At 62.9% G+C, this 16,201-nt stretch carries 19 protein-coding genes; 4 read left to right on the top strand and 15 right to left on the bottom strand.

The features are described from left to right. Window positions 1–27: 27 nt before the first annotated feature. The 3 genes from A2I95_RS07520 to A2I95_RS07510 are packed head-to-tail and all read right to left on the bottom strand — an operon-like array spanning window position 28 to window position 2,529. Window positions 28–1,005, bottom strand: a complete 978-nt coding sequence (locus tag A2I95_RS07520; protein WP_291729180.1) for a threonine/serine dehydratase — start codon at window positions 1,003–1,005, stop codon at window positions 28–30. Continuing rightward, complete coding sequence (locus tag A2I95_RS07515) at window positions 1,002–1,832, bottom strand: alpha/beta hydrolase (RefSeq protein ID WP_291729179.1); 831 nt, start codon at window positions 1,830–1,832, stop codon at window positions 1,002–1,004. The genes A2I95_RS07520 and A2I95_RS07515 overlap by 4 nt, the downstream gene beginning before the upstream one ends. Before the next feature lie 10 nt (window positions 1,833–1,842). Further along, the gene (locus A2I95_RS07510) at window positions 1,843–2,529 is read right to left on the bottom strand and encodes a haloacid dehalogenase type II (protein WP_291729178.1); all 687 of its coding nucleotides are present in this window, start codon (window positions 2,527–2,529) and stop codon (window positions 1,843–1,845) included. A gap of 136 nt (window positions 2,530–2,665) precedes the next feature. Between A2I95_RS07510 and A2I95_RS07505 the strand changes: the two genes are divergently transcribed. Beyond that, window positions 2,666–3,094 (top strand): peptidylprolyl isomerase, encoded by a 429-nt coding sequence (locus A2I95_RS07505; protein WP_291729177.1) that lies wholly within the window; start codon window positions 2,666–2,668, stop codon window positions 3,092–3,094. Window positions 3,095–3,296: 202 nt separating this feature from the next. Here the strand turns inward: A2I95_RS07505 and A2I95_RS07500 are convergent, their stop codons facing one another. From A2I95_RS07500 to fabA, 3 genes are read right to left on the bottom strand one after another with little or no spacing between them, the layout of a single operon-like run. Further along, the gene (locus A2I95_RS07500) at window positions 3,297–4,088 is read right to left on the bottom strand and encodes an enoyl-ACP reductase (RefSeq protein ID WP_291729176.1); all 792 of its coding nucleotides are present in this window, start codon (window positions 4,086–4,088) and stop codon (window positions 3,297–3,299) included. A 6-nt stretch (window positions 4,089–4,094) separates the two neighbouring features. Beyond that, entirely contained in the window at window positions 4,095–5,324 is a 1,230-nt protein-coding gene (fabB, locus tag A2I95_RS07495; protein WP_291729175.1) for a beta-ketoacyl-ACP synthase I, read from the bottom strand. A 37-nt stretch (window positions 5,325–5,361) separates the two neighbouring features. After that, window positions 5,362–5,871 carry a bifunctional 3-hydroxydecanoyl-ACP dehydratase/trans-2-decenoyl-ACP isomerase gene (gene fabA, locus A2I95_RS07490; RefSeq protein WP_129371999.1) on the bottom strand — a complete coding sequence of 170 codons (510 nt, stop codon included), beginning with the start codon at window positions 5,869–5,871 and terminating at the stop codon, window positions 5,362–5,364. Between the two features lie 218 nt (window positions 5,872–6,089). Here fabA and irrA point away from each other — a divergent pair, with 218 nt between their 5' ends. Continuing rightward, window positions 6,090–6,506 (top strand): iron response transcriptional regulator IrrA, encoded by a 417-nt coding sequence (irrA, locus tag A2I95_RS07485; RefSeq protein ID WP_291729174.1) that lies wholly within the window; start codon window positions 6,090–6,092, stop codon window positions 6,504–6,506. Here the strand turns inward: irrA and A2I95_RS07480 are convergent. Next, window positions 6,471–7,403: a LysR family transcriptional regulator gene (locus A2I95_RS07480; protein ID WP_291729173.1), complete on the bottom strand. Its 933-nt coding sequence runs from the start codon at window positions 7,401–7,403 to the stop codon at window positions 6,471–6,473. The two genes, irrA and A2I95_RS07480, sit on opposite strands and share 36 nt — an antisense overlap. Before the next feature lie 99 nt (window positions 7,404–7,502). Between A2I95_RS07480 and A2I95_RS07475 the strand changes: the two genes are divergently transcribed. Further along, the gene (locus A2I95_RS07475) at window positions 7,503–8,300 is read left to right on the top strand and encodes a phytanoyl-CoA dioxygenase family protein (protein ID WP_291729172.1); all 798 of its coding nucleotides are present in this window, start codon (window positions 7,503–7,505) and stop codon (window positions 8,298–8,300) included. A gap of 96 nt (window positions 8,301–8,396) precedes the next feature. Here A2I95_RS07475 and A2I95_RS07470 read toward each other — a convergent pair whose 3' ends face one another. Beyond that, window positions 8,397–9,437: a radical SAM protein gene (locus A2I95_RS07470; protein WP_291729171.1), complete on the bottom strand. Its 1,041-nt coding sequence runs from the start codon at window positions 9,435–9,437 to the stop codon at window positions 8,397–8,399. Window positions 9,438–9,773: 336 nt separating this feature from the next. Between A2I95_RS07470 and A2I95_RS07465 the strand changes: the two genes are divergently transcribed. Beyond that, window positions 9,774–11,090: a Coenzyme F420 hydrogenase/dehydrogenase, beta subunit C-terminal domain gene (locus A2I95_RS07465; protein WP_291729170.1), complete on the top strand. Its 1,317-nt coding sequence runs from the start codon at window positions 9,774–9,776 to the stop codon at window positions 11,088–11,090. A 60-nt stretch (window positions 11,091–11,150) separates the two neighbouring features. Here the strand turns inward: A2I95_RS07465 and A2I95_RS07460 are convergent, their stop codons facing one another. The 7 genes from A2I95_RS07460 to A2I95_RS07430 all read right to left on the bottom strand — a co-directional run. Then, window positions 11,151–11,981 (bottom strand): energy transducer TonB, encoded by an 831-nt coding sequence (locus A2I95_RS07460; protein WP_291729169.1) that lies wholly within the window; start codon window positions 11,979–11,981, stop codon window positions 11,151–11,153. Next, window positions 11,978–12,361 carry a biopolymer transporter ExbD gene (locus A2I95_RS07455; protein WP_291729168.1) on the bottom strand — a complete coding sequence of 128 codons (384 nt, stop codon included), beginning with the start codon at window positions 12,359–12,361 and terminating at the stop codon, window positions 11,978–11,980. The genes A2I95_RS07460 and A2I95_RS07455 overlap by 4 nt, the downstream gene beginning before the upstream one ends. Window positions 12,362–12,371: 10 nt before the next feature. Continuing rightward, the gene (locus A2I95_RS07450; protein WP_291729167.1) at window positions 12,372–12,749 is read right to left on the bottom strand and encodes a biopolymer transporter ExbD; all 378 of its coding nucleotides are present in this window, start codon (window positions 12,747–12,749) and stop codon (window positions 12,372–12,374) included. Window positions 12,750–12,753: 4 nt separating this feature from the next. Then, a complete protein-coding gene (locus tag A2I95_RS07445) occupies window positions 12,754–13,659 on the bottom strand; it encodes a MotA/TolQ/ExbB proton channel family protein (RefSeq protein WP_291729166.1) in 906 nt (301 codons plus the stop codon). Then, entirely contained in the window at window positions 13,656–14,603 is a 948-nt protein-coding gene (locus A2I95_RS07440; RefSeq protein WP_291729165.1) for a siderophore-interacting protein, read from the bottom strand. The genes A2I95_RS07445 and A2I95_RS07440 overlap by 4 nt, the downstream gene beginning before the upstream one ends. A gap of 117 nt (window positions 14,604–14,720) precedes the next feature. Beyond that, on the bottom strand, window positions 14,721–15,503 hold the full coding sequence (locus tag A2I95_RS07435; protein ID WP_291729164.1) for an ABC transporter ATP-binding protein: 783 nt from the start codon (window positions 15,501–15,503) through the stop codon (window positions 14,721–14,723). Beyond that, the coding region (locus tag A2I95_RS07430; protein WP_291729163.1) for an iron chelate uptake ABC transporter family permease subunit at window positions 15,503–16,201 on the bottom strand (699 nt) is incomplete at its 5' end. The genes A2I95_RS07435 and A2I95_RS07430, both read right to left, overlap by 1 nt.

Genomic DNA, 16,201 nt, shown 5'->3' with positions numbered 1-16,201 from the left:
CCGTACGGATTCCCGTGCGGTCAGAGTTCAAGCATAACGCGCCAGCGCCTCCTGGAACAGCGCTGCATCCACATTGCCGCCAGTGGCGACTGCAATCACGGCTTCGCCGCCGATCTTGTCAGGGTGGAACAAGGCCGCCGCCAGCGACGCAGCCCCACCGGGTTCCAGAACGATTTTCAGCCGCAAAAAGGCCAGCGCCATCGCCCGCAGTGCCTCTTCCTCGGTGATGACCAGGCCCGGCCCGCATAGACGGCTGAGGATGGGAAAGGTGATTTCTCCCGGTTGCGGTGTCAGGATCGCGTCGCAGATAGAACCTGATTGGCCGGGGTTCTGCCGGATTTCACCAGCGGCCAGCGACCGGGTCACGTCGTCGAACCCTTCCGGCTCCACCGGGCGCACCCGCAGGTCCGGTGCGCGCGCCTCAAGGGCCAGAGCGATCCCCGACGACAATCCGCCGCCGCCGCAGTTGACCAGAATATCCGCCCTTGTGATGCCTTCGGCAGCGGCCTGCTCCGCAATCTCCAACCCGCAGGTGCCCTGACCGGCAATCACCAGCGGTTCGTCGTATGGTTTGATCAGAGCCAGCCCGCGTTCCCCAGCTTGCCGGGCTCCAACGGCTTCGCGGCTTTCCCCGCCGGCGCGGTCGTACTGCACAACCTCAGCGCCCAGGTCACGGGTGTTCTGGATCTTCAGCTGCGGCGCATCAGCGGGCATCACGATCACAGCTGGCGCTTTGTGCGCTTTGGCTGCCGCGGCCACGCCTTGCGCATGGTTGCCGCTGGAATAGGCAATCACCCCGCGCGCGCGGGCCTCGTGCGGCAGCGCCGATACCGCCGACCAACCGCCGCGAAACTTGAAGGATCCGGTGTGCTGCAGGCATTCGGCCTTCACAAACACACGGCGCCCGGCGATTTCATCCAGAAACGGCGAAGACAGCATTGGAGTAAGACGGGCATGGCCTTTCAGCCGCGCTGCGGCAGCTTCGATCATGGAAATTGAGGTCATTTGATCCAGTCCAGAACTGAATGGATAAGGGCGAGCGCCTCCGGCTCATCCAGAAAGGGCACATGGCCGCGGTTTGGAACTTCCACGGCTTGCAGCGCGGGCAGGCGGTGCTGCATTTCCGTATAGGTTCCGGCGCTCAAAATGTCCGAGTTTGCACCGCGGATCACCCCGCAGGGCAGGCCTTCCAGCGCCAAAAACAAGGGCCAGAGGTCCGGTGCCGGGCCCGCCTCTGCTTGTACCAGCAGCGCGTCCCGCAGGCGCGGATCATAGCGCAGGCTGAGCCCGTCGGCGTCTTCATCGTAGAATGCCTCGGCTTCCTCGCGCCAACGTGCAGCCGGGACGCCGGGAAAGGCCGGCGCCATCAGGGCAGCAAGTGCTTCTGCAGCCTGTGCATGTGTCTTTGCGGCCGGGCGGCGGCCCAGGTAATCCATGATCCGGGCAATGCCGCCTGCGGGGATCTCCGGGCCCACATCGTTCAGGACCACCGCTGCAAGCCGGTCTTTGGCGATGGCGGCCAGTGTCATCGCCACCAATCCGCCGCGAGAAGTGCCAAGAACGGCAGTGCGGTCCAATCCCAAATGATCCAGCAGCTCCAACACATCCTGCGCTTCGCGCAGAACATTGTAGGTCATGAAATCCGGATCATGATCCGACTGTCCCCGTCCGCGGGCATCTTGGGTGATCATCCGGCAGCCTGTGGCATGAGGTGCAAAATAGCGGAAATCGCGGCTGTCCCGGGTCAGGCCCGCCAAACATAGCAACGGCACCCCCTCCCGGGTATCGGAGTAATGCAGCTGCAGCCTGTCTGAGGTTTCAAAAAACGGCATGTGGAAACGTTTATCCCTTGGCCAGATCGGAAATTGTGGTGAGGTCCAGCAGGATATGGGCCGGCTTCCAGGGCAGCCTGTCAACAGGCTCGCCAGCCCGGTTGACCCAGGCGGTAACGAACCCGTAACCCGCTGCCCCCGCCGCGTCCCAGCCGTTGGATGAGACAAACAGCACCTCCTCCCGGGCGCAGCCGAACCGGGCGCCAACCAGATCGTAAACGCGGGCGTCGGGCTTGAAAATGCCGACGCTCTCCACCGACAGCACGCCGTCCAGCACATTGCCTAGCCCCGCGGATTGCACCGCGCCGTCCAGCATGGCCGGGGACCCATTAGACAGGATTGCGGTGTTCATGCCTGCGCTCTTCAGCGCGTTCAGCATTGCGGGCACTTCCGGATAGGCCTGCAGCTGCCAATAAAGATCCAGCAACCGCTGGCGCAAAGCCGCATCTGCTGCCAGCCCGGCCGCCTCCATCGCCCAGTCCAGCCCGTCCTGCGTCACATCCCAGAAATCGGCATGGGCATTGGTGATCGCCCGCAGCCAGGTGTATTGAAGCTGCTTCAGCCGCCAGTGATTTGCCAGCTCCGCCCAGCTGTCCTGCAGATGGGGAAACTCCGGTTCTCTGGCGGCCTGCCGCGCCGCAGCGGCCACATCGAACAAGGTTCCGTAGGCGTCAAAGATACAGGTGGTAATTGGCATGGGGCTCTCCATTTGCTGGAGCGTTGCACGAAGCCATGGGAGGGCAAAGCGGGAAATTGTACCCATACGGGTTTACATCACGTCCGCGGGCGCTAGGCTGCGCCCCTTTATGAACCCGCAACCAATTGGAGGTCATATGACCGGGGTAAAGAACGGCGACACCGTGCGCATCCACTACACAGGCAAGCTGACGGATGGCACCGTTTTCGACAGTTCCGAAGGCCGTGATCCACTAGAATTCACCGTCGGTGCAGGTCATGTGATTGCGGGCATGGATGCGGGGCTTGAAGGTATGGCCGCGGGGGAGAGCAAGACGCTGGATATCCCTTGCGCCGAGGCATACGGCCCGATCAACCCCGCTGCGCGCCAGGAGATCCCCCGCGAGGGCATCCCCGAGGATATCCCGCTGGAACTGGGTACTCAGCTGCAGATGCAAAGCCCGGACGGCCAAGTTCTGCCAGTGACTGTGGTCGAGGTCGGCGACGAGACTGTCACCTTGGATGCCAACCATTTCCTGGCGGGCAAAGATCTGATTTTCGACATCGAGCTGGTCTCGGTATCCTGACGTTTTGCTTGCGGGCAGGCGGCACTCCCGCGCCCAACGGAAGCGGGCTTTGCCAGAAGCCCGGCGACGGGCGGGAGTGTGCCGGATCAAAGGCTAATCGGTTCCGCAGGTGAGCTTCGGCATGTTGAAGCTACAAAGCGGTGAACACGCAAAAAGGCGCCTCTCAGGCGCCTTTTTCTATATGCCAGCGTTGCCGGGCGGGCTACAAGTAATCTTGCTGCGGCATTCCCAGCACGTGGAAACCGCCATCGACCCGGATAATTTCACCGGTCGTGCAAGCGCCTGCATCAGACGCAAGGTAAACCGCGGTGCCGCCTACCGCCTCCAGCGTGGCGTTGTCGCGCATTGGCGCGTTCTGGGCCGTGTGCTTGAAGGTCTTGCGCGCACCGCCGATGGCGGCTCCGGCCAGCGTCTTCATCGGTCCAGGCGAAATTGCGTTCACCCGGATACCTTCGGGGCCCAGGTCATTGGCCAGGTAGCGGGTCGCCGATTCCAGCGCTGCCTTGGCCACGCCCATCACATTGTAGTTCGGCACCACCTGGTTCGATCCCTGATAGGTCAGCGTCAGCAGGGTGCCGCCGTTTTCCTTCATCAGCGGATGCGCCCGGCGCGCCACTTCGATAAAGGAATAGGCAGAGATATCCAGCGAGTTCTTGAAGTTCGCCCTGCTGGTGTCCAGGAACCGGCCCGTAAGCTCGGACTTGTCCGAATAAGCAATTGCATGCACCACAAAATCAATTGACGGCCAGCGGCCTCCGAGCTGTTCAAACGCCGCATCCAGAGAGGCGTCGTCTGTCACATCCACATCAACCATAAAATCCGAGCCGACACTTTGCGCCAGCGGCTCCAGCCGCTTGCCAAAGGCTTCGCCCTGATAGGTGAAGGCCAGCTCGGCACCGGCCTCGGCCATGGCTTTGGCAATGCCCCAGGCGATGGAACGGTCATTGGCAACGCCCATAATCAGGCCGCGTTTGCCGGTCAGCAATCCCGCCATCGTCACTTATCCCTTGTATTTGCTCAGAACCATCGAGCCATTGGTGCCGCCAAAGCCGAAGCTGTTGGTCATCACCGAGTCGAGGCCGGCGTTTTCCACCAGGCTGGTGGCAATCTCGCCAGGCTGAATGCCTTCGGCGAGGGTGTCGATATTGATCGACGGGGTGATGAAATCATTGTCCAGCATCAACAGGCAAAAGATCGCCTCTAGCGCACCGGCAGCGCCCTGGGCGTGGCCGGTCATCGACTTGGTCGAGGAGATCGGCGGCACCAGGCCTTCGCCGAATACACGGCGGGCGGCTTCAACCTCACCCACGTCGCCGACAGGAGTCGAGGTGCCATGCGCGTTGATGTAATCCACCTTGCGGCCTTCGGGAAGGGTCGACAGCGCCAGGCGCATCGCCCGCTCGCCGCCTTCACCAGAGGGCGCCACCATGTCGTGGCCGTCGGACGTGGCTGCAAATCCGGTCACTTCCGCGTAGATCTTCGCACCGCGGGCCAGCGCGTGGTCCAGATCCTCCAGCACCACGATGCCGCCGCCGCCGGAGATCACAAACCCGTCGCGGTCCTGATCAAAGGCGCGGCTGGCTGCGGTGGGGTCGTCGTTTTTCTTAGAGGACATCGCGCCCATGGCGTCGAACAGACAGGACAGGGTCCAGTCCAGCTCCTCACCGCCGCCGGCAAACATCACGTCTTGTTTGCCCATCATGATCTGCTCAGCCGCGTTGCCGATGCAGTGCAGCGAGGTCGAGCAGGCCGAGGTGATGGAATAATTGATGCCCTTGATCTTGAATGCCGTCGCCAGGTTGGCGGAAATGGTCGAAGACATGCATTTCGGCACCGCAAAAGGGCCGATGCGCTTGGTTGCGCCAGTCTTGGCGACCACCTGATGCGCGGCCAGCATAGCAGAGGTTGACGGGCCGCCGGAGCCTGCCACCAGGCCGGTGCGCTCGTTCACGACCTGATCTTCCGAGAGGCCTGCATCGGCAATTGCCTGGCTCATCGCGATATGGGCATAAGCCGCACCTGGTCCCATGAAACGCAGGGTGCGCTTGTCCACATGTTCCGCGGTGTCGATCTTCAGCGTGCCGGCCACCTGGCTGCGAAAGCCGTGCTCAGCCATTTCGGGGCTGGCTTCAATGCCGGATTTGCCGGCTTTCAACGAGGCGGTGACCTCTTCAGCATTGTTCCCGATGGAGGAGACAATCCCCAAACCGGTGACGACGACGCGACGCATAGGCGTACTCCTTGGATTAGATCAAAGGGAAAAAGGGTCAGCTTTCGTCTGCCAGCCCGACCTTCATGTCCTTGACCTGATAGATTTCTTCACCATCCGCCAGCACGCGGCCATTGGCAACGCCAAGCTTGAGCTTGCGGTCAATGACGCGTGTGAAATCCACGAAATAGGTGAGCATTTTGCGGTCTGGTTTGACCATGCCCTTCAGCTTGACCTCGCCAACACCCATGGCCATGCCCTTGCCGGTCATGCCGCGCCAGCCCAGATTGAAGCCGGTCAGCTGCCACAACCCGTCCAAACCCAAACAACCGGGCATAATCGGGTTGCCGGGGAAATGGCAGTCAAAGAACCACAGGTCCGGGGTAATGTCGAATTCAGCAACAACATGGCCTTTGCCGAACTCACCGCCGTCCGCGCTGATGTCTGTAATGCGGTCCATCATAAGCATCGGCGGTGCAGGCAGCTGGGCGTTGCCCGGCCCGAACAACTCGCCCCGCGCGCATTTCAGCAATTCGTCCTTGTCAAAGCTGCTCGGGTAATCGGCCATTCGGGCGCATCTCCTGCCTGGGGTCTGGTCTATAAGTATATCTGGCCTCCTGTAACACCCGGCCAAAGGGTCCTGCAAGGGGACCCAGCGTCACTTCCTGCGCTGAATGTGCCACAAGCACCCGAGAAATACCTGCCTAGCTGCGAATGAATTTCATTTGAAAAACCCTGGGTGTTGCTCCTATATATACGGTCAGCAACGCGATGCAGGATCTGCTCATGACGCCAAACAGCGAAGATGCGGCCACACGCTGGCTGACGGAGGCCGGGCTGAGACCCACCCGGCAGCGGGTGGCGCTTGCCGAACTGCTGGTCGGTGACGGTAAACACCGCCATATCACCGCCGAAAGCCTGTTCGAGTCGGCTAAGAAAAAAGGCGCCGCTGTATCGCTGGCTACCGTCTATAATACTCTGCGCGCCTTTTGTGACGCCGGTGTGCTGCAGGAGATCCCGCTGGACGGTTCCAAAAGCTATTTCGACACCAACACCCATGACCACCCGCACTTCTTCTGGGAGGACGAGGGCCGCGTCAGCGACGCACCCGCCCAGGAGCTGGTGATTCACAAGCTGCCAGAAGCGCCGGAGGGGATGGAGATCGCCTCAGTCGACGTGGTGATCCGCCTGCGCAAGGTCTGATCTGCCGGCACTGAGCACTGTGCGCAGAATTTCACGTGCCTTGAAGGCCGGCGAAGCGTCCGGCAACTGCGCATGCGCCGCCAGAATCACCGGCTCCTCGGCGGCCTGGTCTGTGATCCGTATAGCGCTCAGTGGTTTGCCATCATAACTCATCCCGCCCGGCGGCAGGCTGTAGCTGATGCCAACCCCCTCGCCATTGGCGGTCAGGCTGCGCAGAAGCTCCAGCGAATCCGCCCGGTGTGCAATCCGCGGTACCAGCCCATGCGCCTTGAACAGCCCCAGCATGTGCTGCACCGACAGCCCCTCCTGCGACAGCACCAGCGGATGCAACGCCACCTCTGCCAGGGAAAGGTGGCTGCGCTCCGCCAGCGGATGTTCAGGCGGGACCAGGGCGTGCGGTGAAAACCGGTCCAGTTCCGCCCGGCTGAACCCGGCATCCAAGCCCAGGTCATAGGTAATGGCCAGATCCGCCTCGCCCTCGGTCAGCGCGGTGATCAGCGGCTTGAATCCGCAGGCGCGGTATCTGATCTCCACTCCTGGCAACACCTTGCGCAGGGCCTTCAATGCGGGGGCCAGCAGGAACGGCGCAAGGTCCGAGAAACAGGCCAGCATAAGTTGCCGCTGCCCGGAACCGGCCCCTTTCGGATCTTCCAGGCGCCTGGCTTGATCCAGCAGTTCCTGCGCCTGCGCCGCGAAATTCCGGCCCTGCGGTGTCAATGCCAGCGCCGCGCCGCGGCGGCGCAGGAACAGAGCATGGCCCAAGTGCTCTTCGATCCGGCTGAGGGCTGCAGACAGGGCAGGCTGGCTTACATGCACTGCCTCTGCCGCTGCTGACAGGCTGCCATGCTGCGCCACAGCGCAGACGTATTCATAGTGACGCAATGTAATATATAACATGAAGTGAAGCGTATATTAGAAAGATATGATTTGAAACTATGCCCTTTGACCGGCAGGAATAACGCATCAGAATTGCATCATTCACCAGCGGAGGCAGCAATGGTTCACCCCCTTATCACCCAGGAACATGTCGAACAGTTTCAGCGCGACGGTGTTGTCCTGATCCGCGGCCTTTTTGCCGAACAGGTTGAGCTGCTGCGCGCCGGGGTGGCTGCCAATATGGACAATCCGGGGCCCTATGCGTCCAACAACGAAAAGGCCGGCCAGACCGGGCGGTTCTTTGACGATTACTGCAACTGGACCCGCATCCCCGAGTTCCAGCAGGCGATCGAACAATCGCCAGCGGCCGAAGTCGCCGCTGACCTGATGAAATCCACGTCGGTGCAAATGTTTCACGACCATGTTCTGGTCAAGGAACCCGGCACCTCAATGCCGACCCCGTGGCATCAGGACGGGCCTTATTACTTTGTTGAAGGGCAGCAGACTATCAGCTTCTGGTCGCCGCTTGATGAGGTGAAGGAAGCCGCATTGCGTTGCGTCGCAGGTTCACACAAATGGGAAAAGGAAGTGCTGCCAACCCGTTGGGTCTCCGAGGAGGACTTTTTTGCGGACGAAGGGCAGTATATGCCTGTTCCTGATCCTGACGCCGAAGGCATGACCGTGGTCGAATACCCGATGCAACCGGGTGATGCGATCGCCTTTAACTACAAGACGCTGCACGGATCCCGCGGCAACACCTCAACTGCGCGCCGCCGTGCGTTTTCGCTTCGGCTGGTGGGCGATGATGCACGCTATGTTGAGCGTCCCGGCCCCACGTCGCCGCCATTCCCGGGTCACGAAATGCAGCCCGGCCAGCGGCTGCGTGAGGATTGGTTTCCGGTCCTGCTGCAGCGGTAACAGGGGAGGGGGCTTTGCCCCCTCAGGCCTGACGGCCTTCACCCCAGGGTATTTTTGACCAGAAAGAAGCAGAAGCGGGCAGCCCTGGTTGTGCGCCTATTTTTTCAGGTCACGGCGGATGCCCATGTTTTCGGCGTTGGAAAAAGAACAGGTTTTGCAGATGCTGAACTGTTTGAGGAAGCCGCGCTTGCGGGCTCGGGCGGCCTCGTCCGAACGGTAGGCGGCGAGGAAGCCGTCCTGCTCGACGTTCGGCAACTGGATCACCTGGTCATAGTCGATACAGCACAGACCCAAGTCGCCGTTCCAGAACACCACCGACTGAAACAGCGGCACCGTGCACATCGCATGGCTGGTATGGCGCGGGTGGCGGCGCAATTCCTTTTGGCGCGGCAGGAAGTGGGCGAACTCTCGTTTCTGGTCGGCAGAGGTGTAGGAGCCGATCGAGAATGTCTTGAACCGCACCCGGTCAAAACCCGCCTCCTTTGCCCAGCCTTCCATCTCGTCCATCTGAGGCTCGGAATAGCTGGTCAGCAATGTTTGCAGCACGGTGACCGGAGTCTTGAAGCCCAGGTCCCTTTTGATGTTCAGGAACTCTTCAATACTGGCTTTTACCTTATCGAAGTCGGAATTGACCCGGTAGGTTTCCTGCGCCTCCTTTGAAAACCCGTCCATGCAGAGATTCACGCGGGCAAGGCCCGAGCGGATCAGGCGCTCGCTCATTTCCGGGGTGAGGCGGGTGGCATTGGTCGACAGATACGTGTCATGGCCGTTTTCATGCGCGTAGGCGATGAAATCGGGCAGATCCCTGTGCAGGGTCGGCTCGCCCGAGAAGCTGAAATAGATTGCGGGTTTTTCCGGCTGGTCCTTGAAGTCGTCGATGATTTTGCGGAACACGTTCGGTTTCATCATGCCGCGTTTGCGCTGCATGGCAAAGGTGACCGGGCATACCGGGCAGCGCAGGTTGCAGCTGTTGGTGGCGTCGATGATGATGATCTTTGGCGGCCGCCGGAAATACGCCAGCGGCAGCAGCCGGGCTAGCAGATGCAGCGCTCGTTCATGCAGTCCCGGCGGCTTGGCGGGCAGGTCGGGCTGCGCTGTTTCCGGCTTCAGGTCCGGAACGGGGGCTAGATCTTTCATGCGTTGGCCTCAATATGCTGCGTACGGGATCCACCTTAAGGGCCGGGCGAGGCGAGGCAAGCCTTTGCGGAGTCACATCGCGTGAGCATTGCGTGAGCCGCCAAGCGGAAAAGCTGCACCCGGCTTGCCTGGGAAGCAGCCTGCGAACAGGCACTGGCAGTCGCATTGCGTTTGAAAACGGAAGTCCCCTGCTGCGGCCGCCGCTTTTGGACAAGATTGTTGATTTCGAAAAGAGTCAGCTGGGCGCCATGAAGGGCTGCAATACGCTGATAGCCAAGCACGGACTGGGGGCCGCAGGCCCCTCAATGCGGACATGTCAGAAAGGGAGAGAGATCGGTGACCCAATCCAATCGCACGTCCGGGAGCGGATCCCAGCGCCAGCCAATGACACCGGCGGAGCGGCTGAACAGAATAACCGAAGACGCCATGTGTATCGGCTGCGGTCTGTGCCAGTCCGTGGCGGGGCCCGATACAGTGCGGATGGAGCTGGTGGAGACCGGCTATGAACGCCCGGTGGTGCGGGGGGCGCTGACCCACGAAACAGTTGACCGGATCCTGGACCTGTGTCCCGGCACCCGTGTTGAAGGGCTGCCGGAGACGGAATTGACCGGAACCACCCGCCATGATCTGGTTTGGGGGGCCTATCAGCACATGGCGCTGGCCTATGCCGCGGATCCGGAGGTGCGGCACAAAGGCGCGACAGGCGGGGTGCTCACAGCGCTGGGGATGTTCCTTGTGGAGACCGGCGAAGTTGATTTCATCCTGCACGCGAAGGCGTCGGACCGGGTGCCGGCCTTCGGTGACCGGGCGGTGTCGGAAACTGCGGCGGATGTGCTGGCTGCCGCCGGGTCCCGCTATGGTCCCACTGCACCGCTGATCGATGTGCTGGAGCAGTTGGACAAGGGCCGCCCCTTTGCTTTTGCCGGCAAGCCTTGCGATGTGGCGGCGCTGCGCAATCTGGCGCGGGCGGATGCGCGGGTGAATGCCTTGGTGAAATTCATGCTTACGCCGGTCTGCGGCGGCTTCATGCCGCCTCAGGGCCTGTCCCGTTTTCTGCAGCAGGACCTTGGCATTGATCCGTCGCAAGTCACTGGCTTGCGCTACCGCGGCCACGGCTGCCCTGGGCCAACGCGCGTCGAGATGGCAGACGGCACTGTGGTTGAGAAGCGCTACACCGATTTCTGGGGCACGGATGAGAGCGCCTGGGTGCTGCCGTTCCGTTGCAAGGTTTGCCCGGACGGTATCGGCGAGGCTGCTGACATCGCCGCCGCCGACACCTGGCCCGGCGGCTCACCCGACCCGGAGACTGAGGATGATGACCCGGGCGCCAATGCCATCGTGGTGCGCAGCGCGCGCGGTGCGGATCTGGTGCGCCGCGCGGTTGAGGCTGGCTATCTGACCGTGGGCGCAGAGGTGGATCCGCGCTATATGGACAGCGTTCAGCCGCATCAGCGCAACAAGAAATTCGCAGCTGGCGCCCGCCACGAAGGCCTGCGCGCCGAAGGCAAGACGGTGCCACGCACTGCCCGCCTGCGGCTGGATGCGCTGATGCAGGATCTGGGTCCGGAGCAGGCCGCCGCACAGCGCGACGGCACGCGCGCTCGTGTGCGCGCCGGAAAGGCCTCCGAACCTGCGCCGAAACTTGCGGATTGATTTTGAGCCTCGGGATATATCCCTCCGGCGGGGTTGGCCGGAGCGGCAGCCGTCCGGGGGTTATTTCGAGAAACTCATAGGCAGGTTGAAGCTGATTTGATTGATCTGCAGCTTTTTCGGCGCCGATGGGAATTTACCGGCCCGGGTGACGGCTTGCAGAGCCGCCTGATCAAAGGCTGCGATGCCTGAGGACTTGGCAATCCGGTGGCTCAGCAGCTGGCCTGATCGGGAGATGGTAAGGCGCACCACAACCTGGCCTTTGCCGCTGGCGCCGGCGGGGTAGCGTTTGCGCCGTTCCACACGGGCGCGGATCTTGGCGCCCCAGATACTGCGCAGCTTGGCCCTGCGGCCGGGCACCGCCGTTGCCGCCTGTGCTCCGCCGGATTGTCCGGCCTGAGCGCCGCCGCCCGATCCCGCGGCCCGTTGTTCAGCCCGGCCGGCCGAGGCCTGTTCGGATTTGCGGGCCTGCTGCGGCTGAGGTTCGGGCGCCGGTTTGTGTTGCGGTTCCGGCTTTGGCTCTGGTCTCTGGGGCTTTGGCGGTGGCGGCGGCGCGGTTTCGATTTGCAGATTATCCGCCCTTGCCGGCGCGGGTATTGCAATCTGTACTGCGGCCCGCGGTGCCTGATCAAGCGCTAGTTGCGGCAGGGAAGGGACGTTGGCCGGCGGCAACGGTTCAACGCTTTGGGCTGCGATCCGGGGGGAGGTCTGCGGCGGCTGTTCCCAGACTTCGGCCATTGCCGCTACAGCATCGGGCGCTGCCTGTATCGCCACCATCGCAGTGCCGCCCGCGCCGCTGGATTGCGCGCCGGAACCGGGCACGCGGGCAAACAGCGCCACATGGATCAACACGGCGATGCCGGCAAAAACGGTGAGTTCGGCAGCACGTTTCATGGCTGCCGGACCACCAGTTCAGCCTGGCTGAGGCCTGCTGCCGCCAGCTGGCGCAGAATGCGGGCCAGGGCTTTTGCCTCCAGCCGGGCGTCGGCGCGCAGTTGCAGAACCGGGCTGCCGCCGCTGACCGCCGCCAGCCGCGCAAGGGCTTCGCTGTCTTCGGCCCCATCGAAATGCATCCGGCCTTCGGCGTTGACGTAAAGTACAGGAGCGGCTTCTGGTTCCGCCTCGATTGCTGCGTCCGGCGGCGTCACCTCAAACGGGTCAGGCTGCGCCAAGCGTGAGGTCATCAGAAAAAAGATCAGCAGCAGGAACACCACATTGATCATCGGCACGATGGATTCAGTCCGCGGACGGCGGGGCGTCTCTGTCAGGTCCATGCGCGTCTCCTTATTCCACCAGCACAAAATTGCTGTAGCCCGCCTGCCGCAGCCGCCCGGTCACATCAGTGATGCGCTGCAGGTTGGCGCCGTCGCGGCCGCGCAGCACCAGCATATCGGAGGGTTTCTCCATCAGCGGTGCCAGTGCTTGAGTCAGATTGCTGTCTGCCACCGGCACGCCATTCACATCCAGATTGCCCGCACCGATCCCAATCAGCCGCGGCGGCCCGGAATAGCTGCCGCCCTGCGCAGCCAACGGCAATTGCAGTACCGCATCGGTGCCAAAGCGCGACGCAAGCATGAAGAACACCAAGAGCAGAAACACCACGTCGATCATGGGCGTCAGGCTTGGCTTGCGCCGCGGCTTCAGGGTTTCGGTGAACTCCATGGCTCTACTCGGCCGCCAGTTTCAGCGGCTGCGGATCATGGGCGATAAAGATACGGGCGGCACTGTCTTCAATATCGCGGCGGATACGGGTGATCACCGCTTCGAACCAGGTGAGTGCGGCAGAGGCGGGGATCGCCACTGCCATACCTGCGGCAGTGGTCAGCAATGCCTCCCAGATGCCGCCCGCCAGCAGCGCAGGATCCGCCTTGGAGCCGGCTGCCTGCAACGCCTGGAATGCGGCAATCATACCCAGAACGGTGCCCAGCAGGCCCAGAAGCGGGGCGATGGTGGCAATCAGCTCCAGCGCGCCAAGACCGGTGGCAGCGCTGGCGAGATGCAGTTTGGCTACTCTGGCGGTTTCCTCGCGGGCGCGGTCCTCGGGCAGGGCAGCGGCGGCGGTCAGCGCTGCGCTGACGACTTTGGAGCGCACTCCGATCCGGTTGTTGACGATGAATTGGGCCGCGGTGAGGTCCCCGCGTTCAAAGGCTTGCACGGCCTGTCCTGCCTTGCCGCGCGACCAGGCGCCGATCAGCGCCAGGCGCCAGACCTTCCACAGAATCAGGGCCATTGTAATCACCGACAAGACGGCGATCGCCCAGATTGAAGGGCCGCCATCGCGCAAGAACTTCAATGCTTTGGATGAAGCGTCACGTGCCGCCTGTGCCAGTTCATCCTGACTGGCGGGAGGGTCTGAAGGGGGCACAGTGCCAGCCTCGGCTGCTGTCACCGGTTTCTTGCTTCCCTCCGGCAATTCAAGCCCCGGCGCGCTGGCTGGAAGTTGAGGCACAGAGGCCCCGGGCGCGTCCAATGCAATTTCCGGCACCGGTGCGGCAGGGGTTTCCTGGGCTGCGGCCCAGGCCGCGGGCAGCATCAAAAATGCCGCCAGCGCTGCAAAGGAACGAATGGTCATGACTGGCTCCAATATGCTGCGATGTAACTGGTTTTCGGATCTGCCTGCTCTGCCTTGAGCGCCGCGCGCACGTGCTGGGCCTCTGCCTTTTCACCGGCAAACCAGAGGAAATGCCCAGGGTACTGCCCCCGCTCCGCCAGCGCGCGCTCGGCAAGGGTCCCGCTGCCGTCCCGGCTGAGCCACGTGACCTCGATGCCGTCAGGCGCCGGGACCAGATAGCCGCAGTTTTCGCCGCCGTCGGCCAGGAGGGTGGCCTTGCCCAGGCTGTCTGCGGGCAGGCTTTCCAGGATGCGCGCCGCGGCGGGGAGAGCGGTTTCGTCGGCATAGATCAGGATGCGCGAGGTTTCGGGAATGCCGCCGCCGCCGGGTCCGGCAATTGCCAACAGATCGCCTGCGGCGGCCTGCCGGGCCCAGCCGGTGCCGCGCCCGCCATCGTGCACGAAGACATCAAATTCCATCTCGCCCGTCTTCTGGCAGATCCTGCGGGTGGTATAGACCGGCCGGTGCAGCGCCTTGTCCCCTTTGGGCCAAAGTGTTGCGCCGTTTTCGCCAAGGCGCGGCCATTCGGGTGTCTGGCAGGCGGCGGGCGGCAGCAGCAGGCGGAAATGGATGGCATCTTCCTGAAATCCGGAGAGATCCCCGCCCTGGACCCGCACCCGCAGAAAACAGCGGCCAACCGGAATGACTGACAGCACGGTGGTGAAATGCACATTCGGCGGCAAAGCCCCGGCGGCGGCGGTCCCGCTCCAGCGCAAGTTGTTCGCGGCTTCCGGCTGCAGCAGTTTCAGTTGTTCGGCGAACCCCTCTTGCAACATGAACAGACGGTCGGGCATGGCCGCAGACACGGTGATTTCAGTCCTGCCATCGCACAGCACAAAATGGTAGTGGCCGAATCCGGGCACATCAACGGTGACCCGCTCCGGGCTGTCTTCCAGCACAGGCATTCCATATTCCTGGGCCTGCAGCAGTATCATTCGGCGCAACGCAGCAGGGGTAATCCCGGGCAGCGCGGCGCAGGATTCCAGCGGAAATGCCGGATTTATCGTCATTTGGGGCCTCGTTCACAAAGGAATGACATGCGGCGCGTCATGCACCGGGTCGGCAATGACCCGGCAGGCCAGTCCGAATACCGATTGCATCACCGCTTCGGTGACAATTTCACTGGGGCGGCCTTGGCAGAAGACACGGCCGTCCTTGAGGACGATCACATGGCTGGCAAAGCGCGCCGCCAGGTTGATGTCATGCAGAACCATGGCCACTGTGCGGCCGGTCTCCCGGTTCAGTTTCTGCACCAGCTTCAGCAGCTCGATCTGATGCGGCAGTTCCAAATAGGTGGTCGGTTCATCCAGCAGCAGGATTTCGGTGTCCGGCGCCAGCGCCATGGCAATCCAGGCGCGCTGGCGCTGGCCGCCGGACAGGCTTTCCAGCGGACGCCCGGCCCAGGATATCATGCCGGTCAGCTCCAGCGCCTGCTCCACCGCGGCTGCATCCTGATTGGACCATTGCCGCAGTGCCGATTGATAAGGGGTGCGCCCCCGTGCTGCGAGGTCCCGTACAGTCAGCCCCTCTGGTGCAGCGTGGGATTGCGGCAGAATTGCCAGCTTTCGGGCAACTGCACGGCTGCGCTGGCGGTGGATGGCCTTGCCGTCCAGCACAACCTGGCCGCTGCCGGCGGCCTGCAGCCGGGCCAGCGACCTCAGCAAGGTGGACTTGCCGCAGCCGTTGAGGCCGGCAATCACCGTCAGGGCGCCGTCCGGGATCTCTGCACTGAGATGATCCAGCACGGGGGCGCGGGCATAAGCGACCGAAAGCGCTTCGGCATACAGGCGGGCAGTTGCAGGCATCAGATGGCTCCATTGCGGACATGCGCGGCCAGCAGCCACAGCAAAAGCGGTGCGCCTATCAATGCGGTAAATACACCCGCGGGCAGCTGGACCATGGGCAATGCGCGGGCGGCACTGTCTGTCAGCAGGGCTATCAGCGCACCGCTGGCTGCTGCCCCCAGCAGGATGCCGGTTGCTGTCACCGCCAGGCGCAACCGTGTCAGGGGCAGCCCCAGGCTGGTTGCGATGCCATCGTCCATCGCCAGCCGGGTCAGCGGAAAATGCAGCCACAGCGCCAGCGGCACCAGCACTGCCAGCCCGCTCCAAACCAGCTCCGCATCGTGCCAGGTGCGGGCATTCAAAGAGCCGGTCAGCCATTGTGCCATGTCGGCGGAGCTCAGCACATCCATACGGCTGATCAGCCGTTCCAGCAGCAGCCCGTCTTTCCAGGCCAGCAGGGTGACGGCACCGGCTGTCAGCAGTGCGCCGGCAATGGCGCCGGGCAGGACCATGCCGCCGGTCAGGATCATCGCGCACAGCGCGCCGCAACTGGCGCCTGCGTTGAAACCGATCACATCCGGGGCTGCCAGCGGGTTGCGCATCATCAACTGAAACATCGCTCCAGACGGGCCAAAGGCCGCTCCGGCCCCCAGCGCGGTCAGAATGCGCGGCAGCTGGTAGTCCAGCACAATCATTTGCTGCGGGGGGCTGCCGTCTCC

Source organism: Leisingera sp. F5 (assembly GCF_001593695.1).
Note: the sequence above shows the minus strand (reverse complement) of the source record. Positions and strands in the feature narration are given on the sequence as shown.